The organism is Pseudomonas sp. ICMP 3272 (assembly GCF_001466905.1).
In the GTDB taxonomy this organism is placed as follows: domain Bacteria; phylum Pseudomonadota; class Gammaproteobacteria; order Pseudomonadales; family Pseudomonadaceae; genus Aquipseudomonas; species Aquipseudomonas amygdali.
In genome coordinates, this window is sequence record NZ_LKEK01000013.1 from 34,612 (window position 1) to 54,622 (window position 20,011).

General features: G+C 58.5%; 17 protein-coding genes and 2 pseudogenes. 7 read left to right on the forward strand and 12 right to left on the reverse strand.

The window, feature by feature from the left end; all coding sequences use genetic code 11:
* Positions 1 to 17: 17 nt before the first annotated feature.
* The 3 genes and pseudogenes from phnC to AO068_RS29570 all read right to left on the reverse strand — a co-directional run.
* On the reverse strand, positions 18 to 851 hold the full coding sequence (gene phnC, locus AO068_RS02510) for a phosphonate ABC transporter ATP-binding protein (protein ID WP_054076598.1): 834 nt from the start codon (positions 849 to 851) through the stop codon (positions 18 to 20).
* Between the two features lie 264 nt (positions 852 to 1,115).
* The gene (locus AO068_RS29565) at positions 1,116 to 1,880 is read right to left on the reverse strand and encodes a methyl-accepting chemotaxis protein (protein ID WP_371875234.1); all 765 of its coding nucleotides are present in this window, start codon (positions 1,878 to 1,880) and stop codon (positions 1,116 to 1,118) included.
* Between the two features lie 93 nt (positions 1,881 to 1,973).
* Positions 1,974 to 3,005 (reverse strand): annotated as a pseudogene (locus AO068_RS29570) (HAMP domain-containing protein); the annotation flags it as partial.
* A 334-nt stretch (positions 3,006 to 3,339) separates the two neighbouring features.
* Between AO068_RS29570 and AO068_RS02520 the strand changes: the two are divergent.
* The 3 genes from AO068_RS02520 to AO068_RS02530 all read left to right on the forward strand — a co-directional run bounded on the left by AO068_RS02520 (position 3,340) and on the right by AO068_RS02530 (position 6,777).
* Positions 3,340 to 4,167 (forward strand): HDOD domain-containing protein, encoded by an 828-nt coding sequence (locus AO068_RS02520; RefSeq protein ID WP_058400260.1) that lies wholly within the window; start codon positions 3,340 to 3,342, stop codon positions 4,165 to 4,167.
* 160 nt (positions 4,168 to 4,327) lie between these two features.
* Positions 4,328 to 6,301, forward strand: coding sequence for a DNA topoisomerase III (locus AO068_RS02525; RefSeq protein WP_058407566.1), 1,974 nt, complete (start codon positions 4,328 to 4,330; stop codon positions 6,299 to 6,301).
* A 77-nt stretch (positions 6,302 to 6,378) separates the two neighbouring features.
* The gene (locus AO068_RS02530; protein WP_058407567.1) at positions 6,379 to 6,777 is read left to right on the forward strand and encodes a RidA family protein; all 399 of its coding nucleotides are present in this window, start codon (positions 6,379 to 6,381) and stop codon (positions 6,775 to 6,777) included.
* An 8-nt stretch (positions 6,778 to 6,785) separates the two neighbouring features.
* On the opposite strand, the gene AO068_RS02535 is transcribed toward AO068_RS02530, so the two are convergent.
* The 4 genes and pseudogenes from AO068_RS02535 to AO068_RS29580 all read right to left on the reverse strand — a co-directional run.
* Positions 6,786 to 7,097: a DUF6482 family protein gene (locus AO068_RS02535; protein WP_029240937.1), complete on the reverse strand. Its 312-nt coding sequence runs from the start codon at positions 7,095 to 7,097 to the stop codon at positions 6,786 to 6,788.
* Between the two features lie 107 nt (positions 7,098 to 7,204).
* Positions 7,205 to 9,001, reverse strand: a complete 1,797-nt coding sequence (locus AO068_RS02540; protein WP_058407568.1) for a methyl-accepting chemotaxis protein — start codon at positions 8,999 to 9,001, stop codon at positions 7,205 to 7,207.
* Positions 9,002 to 9,166: 165 nt separating this feature from the next.
* Entirely contained in the window at positions 9,167 to 10,030 is an 864-nt protein-coding gene (locus AO068_RS29575) for a methyl-accepting chemotaxis protein (protein ID WP_442963732.1), read from the reverse strand.
* Positions 10,025 to 10,780, reverse strand: a pseudogene (locus AO068_RS29580) (MCP four helix bundle domain-containing protein); the annotation flags it as partial. The gene AO068_RS29575 and the pseudogene AO068_RS29580, both read right to left, overlap by 6 nt.
* A 210-nt stretch (positions 10,781 to 10,990) precedes the next feature.
* On the opposite strand from AO068_RS29580, the gene AO068_RS02550 reads away from it, so the two are divergent.
* A complete protein-coding gene (locus AO068_RS02550) occupies positions 10,991 to 11,935 on the forward strand; it encodes a DNA/RNA non-specific endonuclease (RefSeq protein WP_058400256.1) in 945 nt (314 codons plus the stop codon).
* A 145-nt stretch (positions 11,936 to 12,080) separates the two neighbouring features.
* Here AO068_RS02550 and AO068_RS02555 read toward each other — a convergent pair whose 3' ends face one another.
* From AO068_RS02555 to AO068_RS02575, 5 genes are all read right to left on the reverse strand, one after another.
* Positions 12,081 to 13,001: a substrate-binding domain-containing protein gene (locus AO068_RS02555; protein WP_005732958.1), complete on the reverse strand. Its 921-nt coding sequence runs from the start codon at positions 12,999 to 13,001 to the stop codon at positions 12,081 to 12,083.
* 17 nt (positions 13,002 to 13,018) lie between these two features.
* Positions 13,019 to 15,004: a methyl-accepting chemotaxis protein gene (locus AO068_RS02560; protein ID WP_058407570.1), complete on the reverse strand. Its 1,986-nt coding sequence runs from the start codon at positions 15,002 to 15,004 to the stop codon at positions 13,019 to 13,021.
* Positions 15,005 to 15,203: 199 nt separating this feature from the next.
* A complete protein-coding gene (locus tag AO068_RS02565; RefSeq protein ID WP_005732959.1) occupies positions 15,204 to 16,040 on the reverse strand; it encodes a DUF1206 domain-containing protein in 837 nt (278 codons plus the stop codon).
* A 110-nt stretch (positions 16,041 to 16,150) separates the two neighbouring features.
* A complete protein-coding gene (locus tag AO068_RS02570; protein ID WP_058407571.1) occupies positions 16,151 to 17,242 on the reverse strand; it encodes an SMP-30/gluconolactonase/LRE family protein in 1,092 nt (363 codons plus the stop codon).
* A gap of 118 nt (positions 17,243 to 17,360) precedes the next feature.
* Positions 17,361 to 17,660 carry a hypothetical protein gene (locus AO068_RS02575; protein ID WP_058407572.1) on the reverse strand — a complete coding sequence of 100 codons (300 nt, stop codon included), beginning with the start codon at positions 17,658 to 17,660 and terminating at the stop codon, positions 17,361 to 17,363.
* Between the two features lie 432 nt (positions 17,661 to 18,092).
* Here AO068_RS02575 and AO068_RS02580 point away from each other — a divergent pair, with 432 nt between their 5' ends.
* The 3 genes from AO068_RS02580 to AO068_RS02590 all read left to right on the forward strand — a co-directional run bounded on the left by AO068_RS02580 (position 18,093) and on the right by AO068_RS02590 (position 20,008).
* Positions 18,093 to 18,464, forward strand: a complete 372-nt coding sequence (locus tag AO068_RS02580; RefSeq protein WP_004665592.1) for a hypothetical protein — start codon at positions 18,093 to 18,095, stop codon at positions 18,462 to 18,464.
* Between the two features lies 1 nt (position 18,465).
* Positions 18,466 to 18,648, forward strand: coding sequence for a DUF1289 domain-containing protein (locus AO068_RS02585; RefSeq protein ID WP_004665593.1), 183 nt, complete (start codon positions 18,466 to 18,468; stop codon positions 18,646 to 18,648).
* Between the two features lie 106 nt (positions 18,649 to 18,754).
* Positions 18,755 to 20,008 carry an MFS transporter gene (locus AO068_RS02590; protein ID WP_058407573.1) on the forward strand — a complete coding sequence of 418 codons (1,254 nt, stop codon included), beginning with the start codon at positions 18,755 to 18,757 and terminating at the stop codon, positions 20,006 to 20,008.
* The last annotated feature ends 3 nt before the right edge of the window (positions 20,009 to 20,011 follow it).

Sequence of the window (20,011 nt, forward strand, 5' to 3'; positions counted from 1 at the left end):
GGTGATGTTGAAAAGCTTCAGACTTTGGCCAGTTCCAGACGCGGCTTCTGCCGAACGCGACGGCTTCGTTCGGTGATCATCAGGCTCGCGTCCGCGTCTGCACCGTAGAGGTCATTGAGGAACTGTTTGCTGAGATCCTGCGCCAGGCCATCAAAATGGATCCGCCCGCCCTTGAGGGCCACGGCACGCGGGCAATAGCGCACCGCGTAATCCACCTGATGCAGGGTGACGACGACGGTCTTGCCATCGCTGCGATTGATGTCGGCAAGAATTTCCATGACCCTGCGGGCCGATTCGGGGTCCAGCGAGGCAATCGGTTCGTCGGCAAGGATCACTTCGGCGCGCTGTGTCAAGGCACGAGCAATCGCCACTCGTTGCTGCTGGCCGCCAGACAGGGTCGAAGCCCGCTGGGTGGCAAGATCTGCCAGCCCTACCCTGTCCAGCGCGGCCATCGCACGCTGTTTTTCCTCGCGATTGAACAGCGCCAGACTGCCGCGCCAGCGCGGCATGCGTCCCAGACAACCGAGCAAAACGTTGTCGAGCACACTGAGGCGATTGACCAGATTGAATTGCTGGAAGATATAGCCGATATCGGCGCGCAGACGTCGCACCTGACCGTTGAGACGACCAGACGACTGAACCTCGCGCCCCAGCACCTGAACCTGACCGCCATTGCTGCGATCACAGCACGCCAGGCCGGCAAGATGGCGCAGCAAGGTTGATTTGCCAGAGCCGGAAGCGCCAATCAGCGCAACCATCTCACCAGGTTGTATAGACAACGCAAGGTCAACCAGCGCACTTTTGTGCGAGAAGGTCTTGTTCAGGCCTTGTACATGAATGGCATCGTTCATGAGGCTTCTCGGTCTGCGCACGACCCGGGACAGGTCGTATTCGGTTGTCAACCAAACTGGACCTGTGTTGTTGCAGCCTCATGAACCGTGAGTGAAGAGCTGATAACAGTTTGTCGCAGAAGGTGTTGCAGCTCAGATCTTTGAAGCAGAGCGCGCAGACGTACGGCTTGCCTACGCGCTCGAGTTATACACGCACCTATGAGATGACTATCGTGCCAATGCTCCGCGTGGTAACGATCATCATCATAGTGGACAGCTGCCGGATCAGATCCGGAAGCTGCCGACCAGTTGCTGCAAGCGGGCCGCCTGCTCTTCCAGCGAGTTGCAGGCGTCCAGGGTCTGGCGCAGGTTGTCGACGCCCAACTGGTTGAGGGTGTTGATATGGGTGATGTCGACATTGATCGACTCCACCACCGAGGTCTGCTCCTCCGTTGCGGCGGCCACCGACTGGTTCATGCCGTTGATCTCTTCGATGCGTCGGGTCACGCTGCTCAGGCGTTCGCCGGCGAGGTTGGCGATGCCTACGCTGTCCTCGCTCTGACGCTGGCTTTCAGTCATGTTGACCACTGCCTCACGAGCGCCGACCTGCAGCTCTTCAATCATCTTCTGCACTTGTTGCGCCGAATCCTGGGTGCGGTGCGCAAGGTTACGCACCTCGTCAGCCACCACGGCAAACCCGCGGCCTGCTTCACCGGCGCGCGCCGCTTCGATGGCCGCGTTGAGCGCCAGCAGGTTGGTCTGCTGGGAAATACTGGTGATCACTTCGAGAATCTGCCCGATGTTGGCGGTCTTGCCATTCAGGCTTTCGATGTTCACGCACGATTCACTGATCTTGCCGGACAACTCGTTCATGGCCTTGATGGTCTGCTGCACCACACCTTGGCCGTCGCTGGCCAGGCCGCTGGCATCGCTGGACTGTTGCGAGGTGCGCGCCGCATTCTGGGCGATTTCCTGGGCGGCGGCACCCAATTCGTTGATCGCCGCTGCCACGCTTTCAGTGCGGTTGGCCTGCTGGTCGGAGTTGTCCATCGACGCGTTGGAGACCTTGACCACTTGTGTGGCCACCGCCCCCAGTTGCGCGGCAGTCGAGGCCACTTCGCGGATCGAGGTATGGATACGTTCGACAAAATGGTTGAAGGACTCAGCCAGTGCGCCGAATTCGTCTTGCGATGTGATGGCCAGACGCTTGGTCAGATCGCCCTCGCCATCGGCAATATCACGCATCGCTCGGCCCATCTGATGCAAGGGTTGCATCAGCACCCGGATCAACAGGCCCAGCAGCAGGATGATCACCATCACCACAACCACCATCGCGGTGATGGCCGAGGTACGGAACTCGGTCAACATGGCGTAGGCGGAATCCTGCTCCAGTACCAGCGCCACGTACCAGTTGGCCGTCGAGACACCTTGAACGGGCGTGAAGGAAATGATCTCCGGCTTTTTACCGGAGTCGATTTCCGTTACACCAGTGGCAATTTTCGGCGTATTGACCGGGTACGCTTCATTGATGTTCTTGAGCACCAGCTTGCTGTCCGGATGCACCAGAATCTTGCCGTCGGCACTGACCAGAAACGCGTAACCATGGCCATCAAAGTTCAGCGAGTTGATGATCTTGGTGACGTTGTCCAGAGCGATATCAGCACCGGCCACACCCACGAACTGATTCTGAAACTTGACCGGTGTGGCCATGGTCATGACCAGCTTGCCGGAAGATGCCGCTATGTAGGGTTCGGTCACAATGGTGCCGGGCGCATTCTGTGCCGCCTTGTACCAGCCACGCGCACGCGGATCGTAGTCAGCAGGGCGATTGGCCGACGGCACCGAGAACATCACGCCATCGGTGCTGCCAAAGTAGCTCAACTGAAAACTTTCGCTGTAGGCAGGCAGGCCGATGGCGCGCTGCAACTGTGGCAGCTCCTTGCCATCTGCGGCGATTTGCTGCGACATCGATTGCAGCAATTGCATGCGGCTTTCCAGCCAGGTCTGGATGTTCTGCGTGGTGAGCGTACCCAGTTGTTGCAGCTCGGACCTGACGCTGGATTTGAGCGACTGACGTTGTCGATAGTCATTGATGACAATGAACACACTGAACGCCACGACCACAATCAATGCGGCGGCGAGAAGAATTTTTTTGCTGAAACCCAGACTTTTCATACGGTTACTTCCACGGCAAAAAACCAATAAGGACGATCTCTGAATCGCCAATCAAACTTCACAACAGTGCCGTCTATTTCACGTTACAACCTACAGGCCGTTCAGCAACCGGAGTCGATACACAAACGCCTGCGGTGTCGATCATCAGGCAGGTTCGAGCACCGAAACCTTACAGAGACGCTTGTATCGCCATATCGGCCGAGATGGACGAGTCCTTGATTATTTTTTTCCAAGCATGCTGAGACCTGTCTCCCACAATCGACGGTGAAACGTGCAGAGCCGGAAAAACTGGCTATGGTGAACTCATCCCCGCCGTGCAGAGGATGGTCTTGCCATGCTGAGTATCGAAAAACTTTTTGACGATTTGCACAGTCTCCCGAGCATTCCCAAAGTGGCTCAGGACCTGATGCTGCAATTTGACAACCCTTCCTCGAACCTGGAAAGCATTGCCCGAAACATCGAGAAAGACCCAGTGATTGCTGCCAAGGTGCTGCGCCTTGCCAACTCGGCGCGGTTTCGCGGCTCGCGAGAATCTTCCAGTATCGAAGACGCGGCCATGCGCCTGGGTTTCAACACCCTGCGCACCCTGGTAATGGCCTCGGCAGTGACCGGCGCGTTCAAAGCCGGGCCGAGTTTTGACCTCAAAGGGTTCTGGCTCAAAAGCTTTCAGGTTGCAGGGATCTGCCGAATGCTGGCGAAACAAACGGGCGTCGACCCTGAAATCGCCTTTACCTGCGGGGTCATGCATAACATCGGCGAACTGCTGATCCAGACCGGCGCGCCCGACGTTGCAGAGCGCCTGAACAACGCAGCCAAGGCCGGTACGCCGGGGCGTGCAGCCAACGAAACCCTGCAACTGGGTTTCAGCTACCCGGAAGTAGGCGCAGAACTGGCCAGTCGCTGGCATCTGCCAGAGCTGATCAAACAGGCTATCGCCTATCAGGCCACACCGCTGAAGGCTCCGGCCGACGCACCGCTGCCAAAGATTGTCGCTCAGGCCATCACCATCTCCGATGCACTGGAAGCCCATGGCGGCGCAACCCCGCAAGCGCAGCAGGCTTGCGGCGGGCCATTGATGGAGGGAGTCGATCTGGACGCACTGTTTGCCGGGCTGCCAGCGGTGCTTGAAGCCGACAAGGCGTTCTCCGACCTGCTGAGCTGAGCCGACACACTCTTCGCAGGCTGAAAAAGCGGTCATGGGGTGAACACTTCACTCCATGACCTGCTCCATTTATCTGTATATCCATACAGATAAAACTTGCCCGCAGCGTATTCAACGTTCATCCTTGCAGCCCTTGTACCGGTAATCGACGACGGTAGTCATGCGGCTGTTTCTTTGTGAAAAACCCTCCCAGGCCAAAGACATTGCGGCTGCGCTCGGCGCGACCCGGCGTGGCGACGGCTGCTGGGTGGGTGCCAATGCCACCGTGACCTGGTGCATCGGCCACCTGCTGGAAACCGCTCCGCCCGACGCCTACGATGCGCGTTACAAACGCTGGGTGCTGGAAGACCTGCCCATCATTCCGGAAAAGTGGAAGATGCTCGTCAAGCCGAGAACTGCCAGCCAGTTCAAGGCAGTCAAGCGATTGCTGGGCGAAGCTCAAGAGCTGGTGATTGCCACTGACGCCGACCGCGAAGGCGAGATGATCGCCCGCGAGCTGGTCGAACACTGTCGCTATCGCGGGCCGATTCAGCGTTTGTGGCTGTCGGCACTCGATGACGCCTCCATCCGCAAGGCGCTGGCAGCGCTCAAACCCGGTGCCGATACGTTCAGCCTGTATCACTCGGCGCTGGGTCGATCCCGTGCCGACTGGCTGATCGGCATGAACATGAGCCGCCTGTTCACCCTGCTGGGTCGCCAGTCGGGTTATCAGGGCGTATTGCCAGTCGGACGAGTACAAACCCCGACCCTGCGGCTGGTGGTGGACCGTGATCGCAGCATCGCCAACTTCGTACCGGCACCCTACTGGGCCATCGACGTCAGGCTGCTGCACGACAACCAGGCTTTTATCGCCCAATGGCGCGCACCGTCCGACGCCTGCGACGATCAGGACCGCTGCCTGAATCAACCGCTGGCGCAACAGGCTGCCGAAGCGATGCGCAGTGCGGCCAGCGCACGGCTGGTCAAGCTGCGCACCGAGCGGATTCGCGAAGTTGCCCCACTGCCTTTCGATCTGGGCACCCTGCAGGAAATCTGCTCGAAAAAGCTCGGGCTCGGGGCGCAGGAAACCCTTGATATAGCTCAGTCGCTGTATGAAACCCACAAGGTCATCACGTACCCGCGCAGCGATTGCGGTTACCTGCCGAACAGTCAGCATGGCGAAGCCGCGGGTATCATCGCAGCGCTATGCAAGGCAGACCCGACGCTGGCCAGCCTGTCGCCGCACCTTGACCCGCAACGCCGGTCGCGGGCCTGGAATGATGGCAAAGTGACAGCCCACCACGGCATCATTCCCACTGCTGCCGTGCGCGGCGTCGAGCGTCTGACCGGCAAGCCGCGAGCGGTGTACACCCTGATCAGGGCGCGCTATCTGGCGCAGTTCCTGCCCAACCACGAATACGACCGTACCCAGGCCGACTTCGACTGCGCAGGCCATGCGCTGCGGGCGGTCGGCAAACAAATTGTCGAGCCAGGCTGGAAACGTGCCATGCCCGAGGCACTGGCACCGGCCAAGGGTCGCGAAGCGCCTGCGCCGCAGCCGTTGCCGGCATTGTTTCAAGGCTGCGAGTGCGCCGTCGCTGAGGTCATCCTCAAGGACCTCTGGACCCAACCGCCCAAACCTTTTACCGAAGGCGATCTGATCAAGGCGATGAAAAACGTCGCCAAACTGGTGGAAGACCCACTGCTCAAGCAAAAGCTCAAGGACACGACCGGCATCGGTACCGAAGCCACCCGCGCCGGGATCATTCAAGGCCTGCTGGATCGTGGCTATCTGACCAAACTGGGCAAGGCACTCTGCGCAGCGCCCGCAGCGTTCAGCCTGATCGACGCCGTTCCCCGCGCCATCGCCGACCCCGGCACTACAGCGATCTGGGAGCAGGCACTGGACATGGTACAAAGCGGCGAAATGAGCCTTGAAGAGTTCGTCGCCAAACAGGCAGCGTGGATGAGCAAACAGGTCAGCCGTTGCGTCGGCATGCGCATGAGCATCAGCGGCCCCGCCAGCCCGGCAGGCGTTGCGCCGCCCTGGAAGAAAAAACGCAAAACCGCGAAGCGCAGCGCTGCTACGCCCTCTGCTGCAACGGGCACTACGACGAAAAAACCGCGACGTACAGCCAAACCGGCGGCCAGATGACTGGCTCATATACAACCCGATCAGCAATTGCATCGTCGGGTGTTACACACTCAAGCGTTACAAACAGGTGTTACAACATGTCAGACCGAGAGCTCATCGTTCCGCCCACCATGCAGTCGATCATGGACCGCGCAGGCTATGCACCCGCAGTCAGAGTCGGCGACACCCTTTACTGCGCCGGGCAGGTGGGGCGCACACGGGAAATGGAAGTCATCCTCAACCCCGAAGCGCAGTTCATCGCCTGTTGGGAAAACCTGCGCACGGTACTTGCCGAGGGCGGCTGCACGTTCGACGACATAGTCGACATGACGACTTATCACGTAGCCATGAGCGAACACATGGCAGTGTTTCGTGACGTGAAAAACCGTATCTTCCCGCGCGGCCAATGTGCATGGACCTGCATCGGTGTTGCCGAGCTGGCGCATCCCGGGCTGCTGCTGGAAATCAAGTGCATCGCGGTCAGGCGCAGCGCCTGACATCGCGATCAGTGGCTTGAGCGCAACGGGATCTCCTGGCGCGATGACTCCGCCTGGGCACTGCCCAGACCAACCATTTCGTCGTGAGCCACAGCCTGGGTCAGGAACAGCTTTACATCAGATACCGAGGAAAGCACCTTGCGCGCCTCTTCCACCGAGGCAACATGCAAGGTTTTGCCAGTCGAGTCTTCCACCGGTACAGACTTGCCGTCCAGTTGCGCATGGAGCACATAGGAACCGCCCTCGATGGAGATCAAATCGAGTTCACGAACCTTTTTATCCTTCGCATGTTTTGTCAGATCTTGAATGTTCAAAGTCACACCTCCGGTGGCGTTCTGAAAATCAGCGCCTTGTAGAAGTGGAGCTTTTACCGGCGCGAACGTTCAGTCGTGTTGCAGGACTTATCGGCGCAACAATAACGCTGCCTTCACTTGCCCAGCAACAGCGCTGCGTCGAAGCCCATCCGCAAGTTGCCCCAGTGGCGCCCCTCGAAAAAGAACGGCACATCGATTTCGGTCATGATCTCGCCGGTATCACGCAGGTAGGTCTGCAACAGAAAACGTTGCTGGTTGCCCGCTGCACGCAAGCCTATCGGGTCGGAGAACATGCGTTTGTTGCGGCACACCGGCAAGTCGACGGTACGGTCGCCGGTCGGTTTCAGTGACACCCAGCTGTTGTTGACCGGGCAGTAACCTTTGTTATCCACGATAAAGGTGACCTTGCCGCCCCGGGTGCCCTTGGTCAGCTTGTCGCACTCTTCCTGACAGACTTGTGCGAAGCGTTCTGTGTAACCGGTCATGTACTGCTTGGGGTCGGTGCCGGGAATCAGCTTGTAGCTCTGATCGAACAGATTGACGCCTTGTTTGTGCAGCTCGGCCAGCCGCACCTGCAGGATGTCCCGGCACTGACTCGCGCGGGTAATGGCGGCGTCCAGCTCGCCATGCCCCAGCACGAAACGCCCCAGCAAGGCCTGAACCTGCTCGGCCACACCGGACAGGTCACGGGTGGCGGTGGCAGAGTGCTGCATACGCTGGTCGATAGCCTGGCTGTCGGAGTAAATTCGCGTCACCCGTTCGTTGATGCCAGTGTTGGTGGTTGCGAACTGCTGGATGTGCGTAGCGATGTCAGCCAGCTTGTCATTGGTGGACTCGAAATCACCGATCATGCTCTCGAAATGACCGGATGCGCGCTCTACGACCAGTTGGGTTTCGCGGGCGCTGTGGCTGATCTGAATGGTCTGTTCGTGGGTGGAACTGACTTCCTGAAGCATCGCGTCGATGTTGCGCGAGATGTCGTCAGTGGCTTTGCTGACGTTTTGCGCCAGCGTGCGCACCTCGTCGGCCACCACTGCAAAACCTCGACCACTCTCCCCCGCCCTAGCCGCTTCGATGGCCGCATTGAGCGCCAGCAGGTTGGTTTGCGAAGAAATCTGCTGAATCAGCCCGACAATCGACTTGATGCTCGAAGAACGCTCATTCAAGCCGGATACCAGCCCACCGAATTCATTGAGACTGCTGGATATCTGGCTGATGTTTCCAGTCACCTCCAGCAATTCGGCATAAGAGTCGCGCGCCATGCTCAGGTTCTGCGCAGTGGTCGTGGAAATGCCCTGCGTCTGCTGCGAGACGTCCTCAATGCTGCCCACCGCCATATTGCTCTGGTCCATCACCTCTCTGGCGAAACGCGCCTGATCGGTCGCGCTGTCGCTGGAATCACTGATGTTTTTCAGCGAGCGTGCCGATTCGACTGCGATCTGCACCGTCAGCCCCTGAATGCTACTGATGATCTCGCGCTGTTTGGCCAGAAAGAGATTGCAGGTACTGGCCAGCCCGCGAATTTCATCATGTGTGAGCAGCGGCAGATCCCTTGATAGATCACCTTCGCCACTGGCGACCTCTTCGAGCGCGCGAGTCATGGACATCACCGGACGTACGATCAGGTGGCGGAAATACCACACCATGAAGCTGACCATGACCAGCGTGAACAGGGTGCTCAGCAGAATTGCGTTGCTCAGCAGATCGAGCTGACTCTGGATCACGCCCAGCGCGGCAGGGTCCGTTTGCGTGCCGCGCAATTGCAGCATGATGTCGGAACGAATGTTCAGCGCCACCCAGTACAAAAGCGCGCTGACCAGGACCAGCAGAAAAAGGCTTGAGAGCTTTTTGGTCAGTGTGTCGAAAAACTGCTTTTCGACTGACTCGTATAAGGCCTTTAACGTCTGCATGTCGCTGCTCCTGGGGTGGAAAGTGATTCATCCACGAAAATTAACGCTTGTCGGTACCGAAGATTCAAGGGCTGAACCGGCCAATACAGGCCTGTGATGAGCCCTGCGCGACTCGACCGAGGGTCGAATGCGCCGGAGAGTACTGCAGGTTGGGGCTATTTGATATCAAAGACGGAAACGATCCACCGATTGTGAAAGCTGCCCGGCCATTGCCGAGAGTTCATCGGTGGTGCTGGCGGTCTGCCCGATGACCCGGCTGTTGCCCTCGGACATGCTGGCAATCATCTCCACCTGGTGAGCGATTTCGTTACTGGCCAGGCTCTGTTCACCGATGGTGCGAGTGATGTCGTTGACCAGCTGTGTGGTGCTCAACGTGGCCTCCAGTATCTCGCTGATCGAGCGTTGCACCTCGGCAGTGACGGCCATGCCCTTGTCGACCTGGGCAACGCCTGCTTCCATGCTGGTCACCGCCTCCCGGGTACTTTGCTGAATACGAGCGACCATCGCGGTGATTTCCTGAGTCGAGGTACTGGTGCGCCCCGCCAGATTGCGAACTTCATCGGCAACCACGGCAAAACCCCGACCCTGCTCGCCAGCGCGTGCAGCTTCAATGGCTGCGTTAAGCGCCAGCAGGTTAGTCTGATCGGCAATGCCCTTGATCACCTGAATGATATTGAAAATTCCTTCCGAGTCCTTGTCCAGCGTACGGATCACCTGCGCTGACAGCTGCGCCGAGCGGGCAATGCTGTCCATGTCACTGACCACCTGATGAATCACCCGGCCACCATTTTTCGCCAGTGTCTCAGCCTGATTTGCCATCTCCAGTGCGTGCCCGGCATGCAGGGTGATTTCTTCGATGCTCGCCGTCATCTCGCTGGTCGCTGCCGACATGGTGCCCGCTGCCGAGCTCTGCTGCCGACTGCTGTCGGCCACTTCATGGCAGCCACTGCTGAGCTGGCGGCTCATACCACTGACGCCATGCGCGTTGCTGCGCACCACTTCGATCATCCCGCGCAGGTCGCGCTGCATGACCGCCAGACTGCGAATCAGCATGCTGGCCTCATCACGACCACGCGGCTCGGCGATTGGTTCACTGAGATTGCCGTGAGCAATGCTGTCGGCAATGCGGCTGGCAGAGGCAAGAGGAATCATGATGCTGCGGGTTACCCAACGGCCCTGAACCAGAAGCAGCAGGATACTGGCCACCAGCACCACAACCAGAGCGATGTTGGCGCTGCGGATTGCCTGACGGGCACCTTCGCCGCTTGCCTTGAAATTCCCCTCGATCAGGTCGCTGAGACTGGACATCTGCTCTTCCAGTTGCGTGAAGGCGCTGGTGAACGTGCCCAGTTCCTGTTGCGCTCGTTCCGGATTATCCAGAGCCAGACCGACAATACGCTCGCCACTGGCAATATAGGTATCGAGGCTCGGCTTGATCCTGTTCAGCTCCGCCTTGATCGCTTCGGTGATGGGAAGTTTGAGGTTATCGTTCAGCACAGCGCGAAAATGTGCAGCATGTTCATCAAGGGACTTCTGCACCTCTTCACGCGTGCTGTTGCTTTTGCCCAGGCCGACCAGCATCGCCGACAGCACATCGGCACGCAGCGCATCGTGCATCATGTCGGCTTCCAGATGATTGCTGAGCGCGGTCATGCTGACCTCGCTGTCGATCATCGCCGTCTCCGTGCGGGTATTGCCCACATAGTTGACCAGGCTGATGATCAGAACCGTCAGCACGCTGGTGCCAATCAACAACAATAGACGTAGCTTTATCGACATCCTGATGTCCCCTGCGATCAGTGAAATAACATGAACTGCGGAGTGCTCTTATTCAGAGCTTATCGACGCCTGTTACCCGTAACTTGAACCCGTTTACAGTTTTTTACCGTATGAGTGCCCGCGAACGATCGATTACCCGGCCTGACGTCGACCTGTAACGCGGCTATGGTGAACTGTAATGAACTCACGCCCACCGCAGGAGCCAACCAAGTGCCTGACAAAAAGCCCGCTATCGACCTCGCCTACCGACCACGTCTCGCCGACCTCAAGCCACTGCTCCCATCGGCCGAACTGCTTGCACCGCAGCCTGTTGCATCGCCACGTACCACACCGGCGAGCGAATTGCAGAAACGTAAGGGGTACGTCGAGAATTTCCTCGGTGACTTCGTCGTGCCATGGCCTTCGACCGACGCGGAGCTGGCACCGGATGTCTACCCACTGGACAACGCCGGAAATCGCCTCGATTACACCCACTTTTCCATCACCATGTCGCGCAGTCGGCGTCTGGCCCTGTATGTCGGTGTCAATATCGACGGTGCCAGCAGTGTCGAGGTCAAGCGTGGCAAGGATTCGTGGTCCTTTGATGGCAGGCTGCCTGCCGAGGCGCAGATCGGCGAAAGCCTGTACGCCGACAATCTGCTGGATCGCGGTCATCTGGTCAGGCGTCAGGACCCTAATTGGGGCAAGGAAGCCGAAACGGCCAACAGCGATACCTTTCACTTCACCAACTGCTCACCGCAGATGGCCGCCTTCAATCAGAAGACATGGCTGGAACTTGAGGACTACATCCTTGAGAACACGCGTCGCTGGAAATCCCGGGTAACCGTTTTCAGCGGGCCTGTGCTGCGCGATGACGACCGCAGCTACCGCAACGTCAAGATCCCTTCGGCATTCTGGAAGGTCGTGGCGTTTCTTGGCGACGATGGCAAACCTTCGGCCAGCGCCTACATGATCGACCAGAGCAGCGAGCTGGGTAAGCTGGAGATCGTATTCGGTCCACTCAGAACCTGGCAGCGCAGCGTCCTGCAGATCGAAAAACTCACCGGCATCAGCTTCGGCGACCTGGCCAGCTACGACGGTTTCTCCAACGAAGAGCGCCTGACCGGCACGCGCATCGAAGCACAGATTCGTGGGCCGCAGGATATTCGGGTCTAACGCGTTATAGACAGGCCCTGAGATGCCCTTAGAGTGGGCTTGTGCCCGGAAGGCGTGGCAGCTTCCGGGCTGATTGGGACATGTGTCCAACGCTGAGCGCTCCTCGTGCAGATTACTGGAGCGACAGTCAGCCCACACCGCGGCCTTACTCGAACTGCTGGCGATTCTCCGGGGTGATGAGTTTGAACGGCACCCAGATGACCGGAGATGCCAGCGTTTCGCCACGCGCCATGCTCAGCGCGGCATCTACTGCGCCGTTGGCCTGGCCGACCGCATCCTGAAACACGCTGACGGCCATCTTGCCCTCGGCCATCAGCTTCAAGCCGTCCGGGGTGCCGTCGATGCCGCCCACCAGATAATCCCTGGCATTCTTACCGGCCTTTTCCAGCCCCATGATCGCACCGATCGCCATTTCGTCGTTGTTGGCCGCGACGATAGAGAAGTCCACACCCTGCTTGACCCAGTCAATCACGATTGTCGCGGCCTGGCTGCGCTCCCAGTTGCCGATTTTCTTCTGCACGACCTTCATGTTCGGGTACTTGGCGACGACCTTTTCCACGTCCTCGGTGCGCATGACCGACGACTTGTTACTCGGGTCGCCCACCAGAATCACCACATTGCCCTTGTAACCGGCACGACGGGCCAGCTCTTCCATTTGCAAGGTGCCGGACTCCAGCTCGTCAGAGCCGACAAATGCCGTCAGCGCCGGCCATTTGGCAGGTTCGGGATTGCGGTTGACGAACACCAGCGGAACCTTGGCCTCATTGGCCAGACGCATCATTTCCGCTGCGCTTTTGCCGTTCACCATCGCGACAACGATGGCGTCGACTTTCGAATTGACCAGATTGCGGAATTGCCGCATCTGCAGCTCGACGTCGTCCTGACCGTTCTCCATGAAGATGTCGGCATCCAGCAGCGCCACCTGTTTTTCCACCCCGTGGCGCAGAATGGTCTGAAAATTGTCGTTGTACTTGGCCATACCCACGCCGATCAATGGCGTGGCCGCCTGTGCCAGGCCCGCGACCAGCAGGCTTGCACTCAGGGAAATCGATAACCACTGTTTCATGTTCTGACTCCCGGGCATCAAACGCTGAAATGATGGAGCAGCTCGCGCTGATCCCTGGCCATTTTCGACAGGTCCTGACTGCTGCTCGCAGACTGTTCGGCACCGTCGGCGGCCTGCTGGGCAGAATCGTTGATGTGCGTGACCATGCGACTGGTTTCCTGCACCGTTGCGCTTTGCTGCTCGGTGGCAGCTGCGATCTGGATATTCATGTCGCGAATCGTGTCCACCGCCTCACCCATTTCCACCAGCAACTGGTCGGCACCGGAAGCCAGCGTCACGCAATGATTGGACTGGATCTGGCTTTCGTTCATCACCTGCACAGCCGAGTGGATCTTGCTCTGCATCTGGCCGATCATTTCCTGAATCTCGCTGGTCGAGGTCTGGGTGCGACTGGCCAGCGAGCGTACTTCATCGGCCACCACCGCAAAGCCCCTGCCCTGCTCGCCAGCGCGTGCCGCTTCGATGGCCGCGTTGAGCGCCAGCAGGTTGGTCTGCTCGGCAATGGTACGAATGGCATCGACAATACCGTCAATGTTTTGCCCGTACTTCTGCAGCTCGTCGGTGACCGCAGACGCCTTGTTGACCTGTTCAGCCTGCTGACGAATGTTGACGATGGTTTCAGCCACGCGCTTCTGCACCTTGCTGGTCAGTTCGCTGGTGCTGTCCACCGCGCCACGCGTGTCCTGAGCACGACGGGCCACCTCTTCCACCGTGCTTTCCATTTCATTCATGGCCGACGCGGCAGAATTGAGACGGTCTTTCTGCTCGTCGACCACGCGGGTAGTCTGCTCACTGATCTGCGCGTTCTGACTGGCAGTCAACGCCAGGGTGTCGGCAGAGCCGATCAACTGACGAAACGTCTGTTGCAACGACTGGGTGAACTCATTGAGGTAACCGCCCAGCTCGCCGAACTCGTCGCGACGGCTGACATCGAAACGTACCCGCATGTCGCCGCTGGTGAGGGTCTTGAGCACCTCGCGAAACGCCGCCAATGGACGCCGAAGGCTGAAGGCGACCCAGGTACCGATGACTGCCGCTGCAACTACCGCCAGCAGGCAAGCGATCAGCAGCAGGCTGAGGCCGGTGGCGATGGTCGAATCCGCACCCGCCTTGGCCTCGTTGGCCACCGCCAGTGACTGATTACCGAACTCGCCGATCTTGTCCAGTGTTGCCTGAAGCCGGGTTTCCGCCGCCTGGCGCTGTTTACCAACCTGCTCGGCAAGCGTCGCCTCCTGCCCGTAGGCCTGATAAACGCCGTCACTGCCGGTGAGGTCGTTGAGCAGGCGGTTGACCATCACACCAGCGATACGACCGCCGCGTGGATCTACTGCCGTGAGTTCGCGCGCCCGAGTGCTGATTACCTCATCCTGCAGGTTGAGCACACGCTGCAAGGTCTGGATATCCGGCGTCGCCGCGTGGGCAGCCAGCCCCTCGTAGGATTTGCCGACTTCCAGCAACAGCTTTTCACCTGCGGCCACGTTATCCGCAGCCCCTGCACTGCGCTCGCGGGCAATGTAATCACGAAGATAACCGGTCAGTTGGGCGCCCTGGCTGCTGCTGTAGCCCTGCAATACCCGGCTCTGGAGTGACTGCAAAACGTGCTGTCGGTGACTGGCAATCAGGGTCTGCGCCTGTTCGGCATAAGCCGCGCTCAACTGACGCTGCTGATTCAGGTTGTCGCGCAGTTCAGCGCGGTCGCTGATGTAGGCAGGCGTGCTATCCAGCAACTGATTGAACCGGGCCATGCTGTCGTTGAAGGGCTGCTTGCCATCGTCAATCTGCTTGGGGTCAGTGCTGACCAGAATCCCGAGCAGTGCCTGATTGGCGCGCAGCACATGTACGTAAAGCTCGCTCGCCGCCCTGCTCAAGGGTGCCGACTGCCCGGTAATGATGCTGATCCGGTCGCTTATGGAATGGGTGCTTTGGTAGCTGATACCTGCCATGGCGAGCAGCAGCACAACCAGCACGGCAAACCCACCGATCACTCGCTGAAGAATGGTCATGGCTATCCTCTTTTATTTTTATTGCGCCGAATCTGATCCGGGCCTGCGCAGAGAACGTCAGTCCGGAAAATGATCGGAGCTCAAGAAAGAATGTCGGCCGGGCAGAAGGCGACTTGAGGCATGCTTCACATTATCTTTATCGAAAAAAGGGCCGCCTGACCTGAAAGATCACGCAGCCCTTTGACTACCCGAATGGAGATCAGCGGAAATGACGCGCTACCGCCTCCGGTGCATCAGGCACATCCATGTTGATCCTGCGCCATGCGGCCTGGGCGAAGCTGTACACCGAAAACGCGATCAGACCCAGCGCCACGATCAGCAGCACCAGACCACCGGCAGGCAGATCCTGCAAACCGTTGAGCGCATCCTTCATGCCCGGCGGGTGCATGGCCTGATAGCTGGAGCCGCTTACGGCCAGTAACACCGCAATTTCGATAAACGCCACGCCGCGCGCGATCAGCCCGAAGCGCGACACTGGACGCACATATTTCATGACGTCTTCATCAGCCTCGAAATACTTCTCGAAAGACGCCTTGTAGCCCTTGATGATATGCACAATGCCCAGCGCCAGTGGCACCAGTGCCACGACGTAGACCAGCAGGTTGGAGTGATCCCAGGACAGAAGCGTTGCCAGCAGGTCCTTCGCCTGACCACCACCCGATGAGCCACCGGAGCTCTTGAGCCCGCTGACCAGCAGGCCCAGCGCGAAAAACGCCAATGCCCCATAAGTAAAGCCGCCCACCAGAAGACCGCCACGAATCACCAGCCCCTTGAGTTCGCGGCCATGATGGTCCACATCACGCGTGGCCTGCAGCACACGCCATGCGGCGAACGCCAGTAGACCGACAATTACCACCCCGACCAGCACGCTGCCGAACGGCTGGCTCAACAGGGCTTCAAGACTGCTGTGGCTATCGGCAGGCTGCGAAGATCCCTGCGCCGCCAATACCGCGAACAGACCGATAATCAGATAAACAACACCACGGGCGGCATAACCGCCTCGTGCAAGTAGAACAAGGCCGCGTTGCGCCGACATAAATAACTATCCCTGAGAGTAATTACAGGAACAGACCCGGCATGTTCACAGGGGTTCGACCCGATTGACGGCGTGCGCACATTGCACGCCGTCAGTGGGCTCATGACCCTTCAGGCAAACGTGGCGCCTCGCGTATTCACGAACACCGAGTAAAGTGAATGGCTGCTGGCCATGAACAGCCGATTGCCCTCTCGCCCGCCGAAGCAGATGTTGGCGCAGCGTTCGGGCAGGCTGATGTGGCCGATGGCCTTGCCTTGAGGGTTGAACACGCGCACGCCGTCGAGTTTCTCCATATCCGCCTTGGGGTCACCATTGCCGCCCCAGCCGCACCACAGATTGCCGCTTTCGTCGCACTTGATGCCGTCGATGGCCGCGTAGTCGAGACCTTCGATGTGTTTGCGCCGCTCGCCCAGCGTGCCGTCTTCGTTGACCGCTATTGCCCAGATGAGGGCGTGGGGTTTGGCGCGCCCTTCGACCACATACAAGGTTTTCTCGTCCGGCGAGAAGCACAAACCATTCGGGCCTGCCAGATCATCGATAACCCTGGAAACCTTGCCGTTTGACGGGTCTATGCGATAGACGCCGAAGGGTTGCTCCTGCTTGACCTTTTGACCTTCGTAGTTGCTTTCGGCCTGGAAGGTAGGATCGGTGAACCAGATAGACCCATCGCGTTTGCAGGCGATGTCGTTGGGCGAATTGAAAGGCTTGCCCTCGAAGCTGTCGGCCAGCACGGTGATACGCCCGTTGTACTCGGTACGCGTCACCCGCCGTCCTTCGGTGGTGGTGCTCGACCCCTCACAGACCAGCAGCCTGCCCTGGCGATCGCGGCACATGCCATTGGAAAAGTTTGAATGCTCGCGGTACACCGACAGCTGACCCGTTACCTCGTCCCAGCGCATGATCCGATTGTTGGCGATATCGCTGACCAGCAAGTAGCGACCGTCTCCAATCCACACCGGCCCTTCGGCCCAGCGCATGCCGCTGGCCAGCTTCTCGACGCTGGCATTGAATATTCGTATTTGGGTAAAGCTGTCATCCAGAACACTGACCAATGGGTCGGGGTAGCGCTGGGTCAACGGCTGAGCGCTGGAAAGACGCGGCAATGCGCCAATGGCGGCAACCGTGGCCGAAACAGCCAGTGATTGTTTCAGGAAGCCTCTGCGGCTCTGATCGGCTTTACTGCCTGACGGAGAAAATTCCATGATGAGCATCCATTATATTATTTTTGGGAATGCGCCAGCCTTGCGGCCGCACGCCATCCTACAAGATACCGCTGGATGGCTTGAATAATGGCCGTGTGCGATCAGATAATATTAAGGGTTATCTGCCAGCTTGCTTATTTGCTGTTGACTGCCGTTCTGCTCTGAGCGTATGAAGCACTTTAGCTGCAGCGCCTACAAGAAAAGTCGATGGCGCCAGCACTACGAATACCATCAAGGCAAGAAGCATAAACTCTCCATCCTCGCCACCGATTATGCCCAGCGCATTTGCAGCAGAAATATACAGATCGAGGCCTGTTTCGGTTTGAAGTAGCCAGCCCAGCAGACCCAACGCGACTAGCCATTTGGTGAGCAGTATAGAAAGCACCAGAATCAGCACACTGCGAAGAACTATTTTCATCTCACATCAACGTCGGAAAGCTCAATCCAGTTTTTTAAAACTCCATCGAATGATTCGCCCGGAATACCTTCGATGTGCATAGAGGTATCAAATGCCATGTAACGCTCCTTGACCATAAATTAAAAACGGCTCAACGGCTTGGCTTTTCAAGCCTGAAACGCTCTTTAGCCCCAGCTAAAACTGCATTACCTTACCGAATATCAGACTACATGAGCAGCGTTCGCCAACGCCCTCATCCTGGTCCGAAAATCATGAGGGACTCATCGCAAAATAGTGTTTAACGATAAACATTCATTTGTCTGTTTGTGGCGCGTTACGTGGCGGGGATCGACGCCAGATACCGTTTCCCATCTTATGTGCTTGATCAGTACTGCGAGCACTACCTGCATCAGGTATCGTGCCTATCTTTACCTCTATACTCCAAGGCCTCCAATGCCATCCAGCAAACGCGAACAGGCCCAGACAGATCGGCGTCTGGTGAGCGCACTAACACACGCCTGCGAAACAGCCAAAACCGAAATGCCCGGCTTCTGCTGGCTGACTCACGAAGTTGATTACGCAGCCTTCCCTGCCAGCTTGCAGGTGGTATGGGTGTTCGACACGCTGGCCGACAAGAACACTGCGCTGGCGCGCGGGCTGGTGGAGCGGATGATCGGTCTGACGGTTGAGGCACTTGACGATGCACAGGTTAGCCTGTCGAATGCAGCTGCTCATGTGCATGTCGACTGCGAAGAGCAGTGCCTGCGCGAGAACGGTGGCGACTGGCAGCAGCGTATCAAGCGCAAATACGCCAGGCGGAGTTGATATGGCAAAAGACATTGAAAACCCGTGCATTTCCGTGTGCCAGCTCAGCGGCGATCTGTGCGTGAGCTGCGGGCGTACCAAGGACGATATCCGCAAGTGGAAACGCATGAAACGTCCGGAAAAGATGGCCGCCGTGCAACGTGCCACACAGCGCATGAAAAGCCTGCAGAAAAAGAACGTGTGAAACCGAAAATTTCATCTTCGGTGCGGAAACTTCTTTAAAACGGCCCCGGTCAGTATTACCCGTGACTCGGCTACCTGGAGTCTGACGAATTACGGGAATTCCGCTCTTGGCCAGTCATGCAGATCGCCGCAACACCCTTTCACTGGATAGCCTGAATTTCTTCCTCGCCGATGTGCGTGACGGCTTGGGGCCTTACCTGGCGATCTATCTACTGGCCGTGCATAAATGGGACCCGGCCAGCATAGGCGTGGTGATGACCATCGCAGGTATTGCCGGGCTGCTGACCCAAACCCCTGCTGGCGCGCTTATCGACCGTACGCCTTACAAGCGCGCCATGATTGGCGTAGCGGCACTGCTGGTGACCCTGAGTTGCCTGATTCTGCCTTTCACTTCGTCCTTCTCGGTCGTCGCCCTGACCCAGGCGCTGAGTAGCATCGCGTCCTCGGTGTTCGCACCGGCCATCGCCGCAATCTCTCTGGGCATAACCGGGCCGAAGGCATTTACCCGCCGCACCGGGCGCAATGAAACATTCAACCATGCGGGTAATGCCTGCGCAGCCCTGTTAGCGGGCGGCTTTGCCTACCTCTTCGGGCCTATTGCGGTGTTCTATCTGATGGCAGCGATGGCCCTGGCGAGTGTTATCGCGATCAGCTTCGTTTCTGCGGATGCCATCGACCACGACGTCGCCCGGGGTTTTGATGCGAACCACGACTCTCACGGTGTTCAGCCTTCCGGACTTGCTACGTTGCTGAGCAACAAGCCGCTGCTGCTGTTCGGCATCTGTTGCGCACTGTTCCATCTGGCCAACGCGGCCATGTTGCCACTGGTCAGTCAGAAGCTTTCGCAAATCAATATGCAGATGGCAACGCCGCTGACCTCGGCGTGCATCGTCGCAGCCCAATTGGTCATGGTGCCAGCTGCGCTGCTGGTGGGTATGAAAGCGGATGACTGGGGACGCAAGCCGCTGCTGCTGGCAGGCTTTCTGATTCTGCCGATTCGTGGTGTGCTTTATACCCTGTCAGACGACCCGTACTGGCTGGTGGCGGTGCAGATGCTCGACGGCATTGGTGCCGGCCTGTTCGGCGCGCTGTTCCCATTGATGGTCAAGGACCTCACTCAAGGCAGCGGACGTTTCAATGTAAGCCTCGGGGCGCTGTCCACTCTGTTTGGACTGGGCGCGGCGCTGAGCAACGGCCTGGCCGGTTTCGTGGTACATGCAGCGGGCTACAGCGCTGCGTTCCTGACCCTCGCGGGTGTGGCGGCGGCGGCGTTTTGTCTGTTGCTGGTGGCCGTACCGGAGACACTTTCACGTTCGAATAATGAACCTGAACTCAAACCTGACCACGCGGTGAGCACATAAATC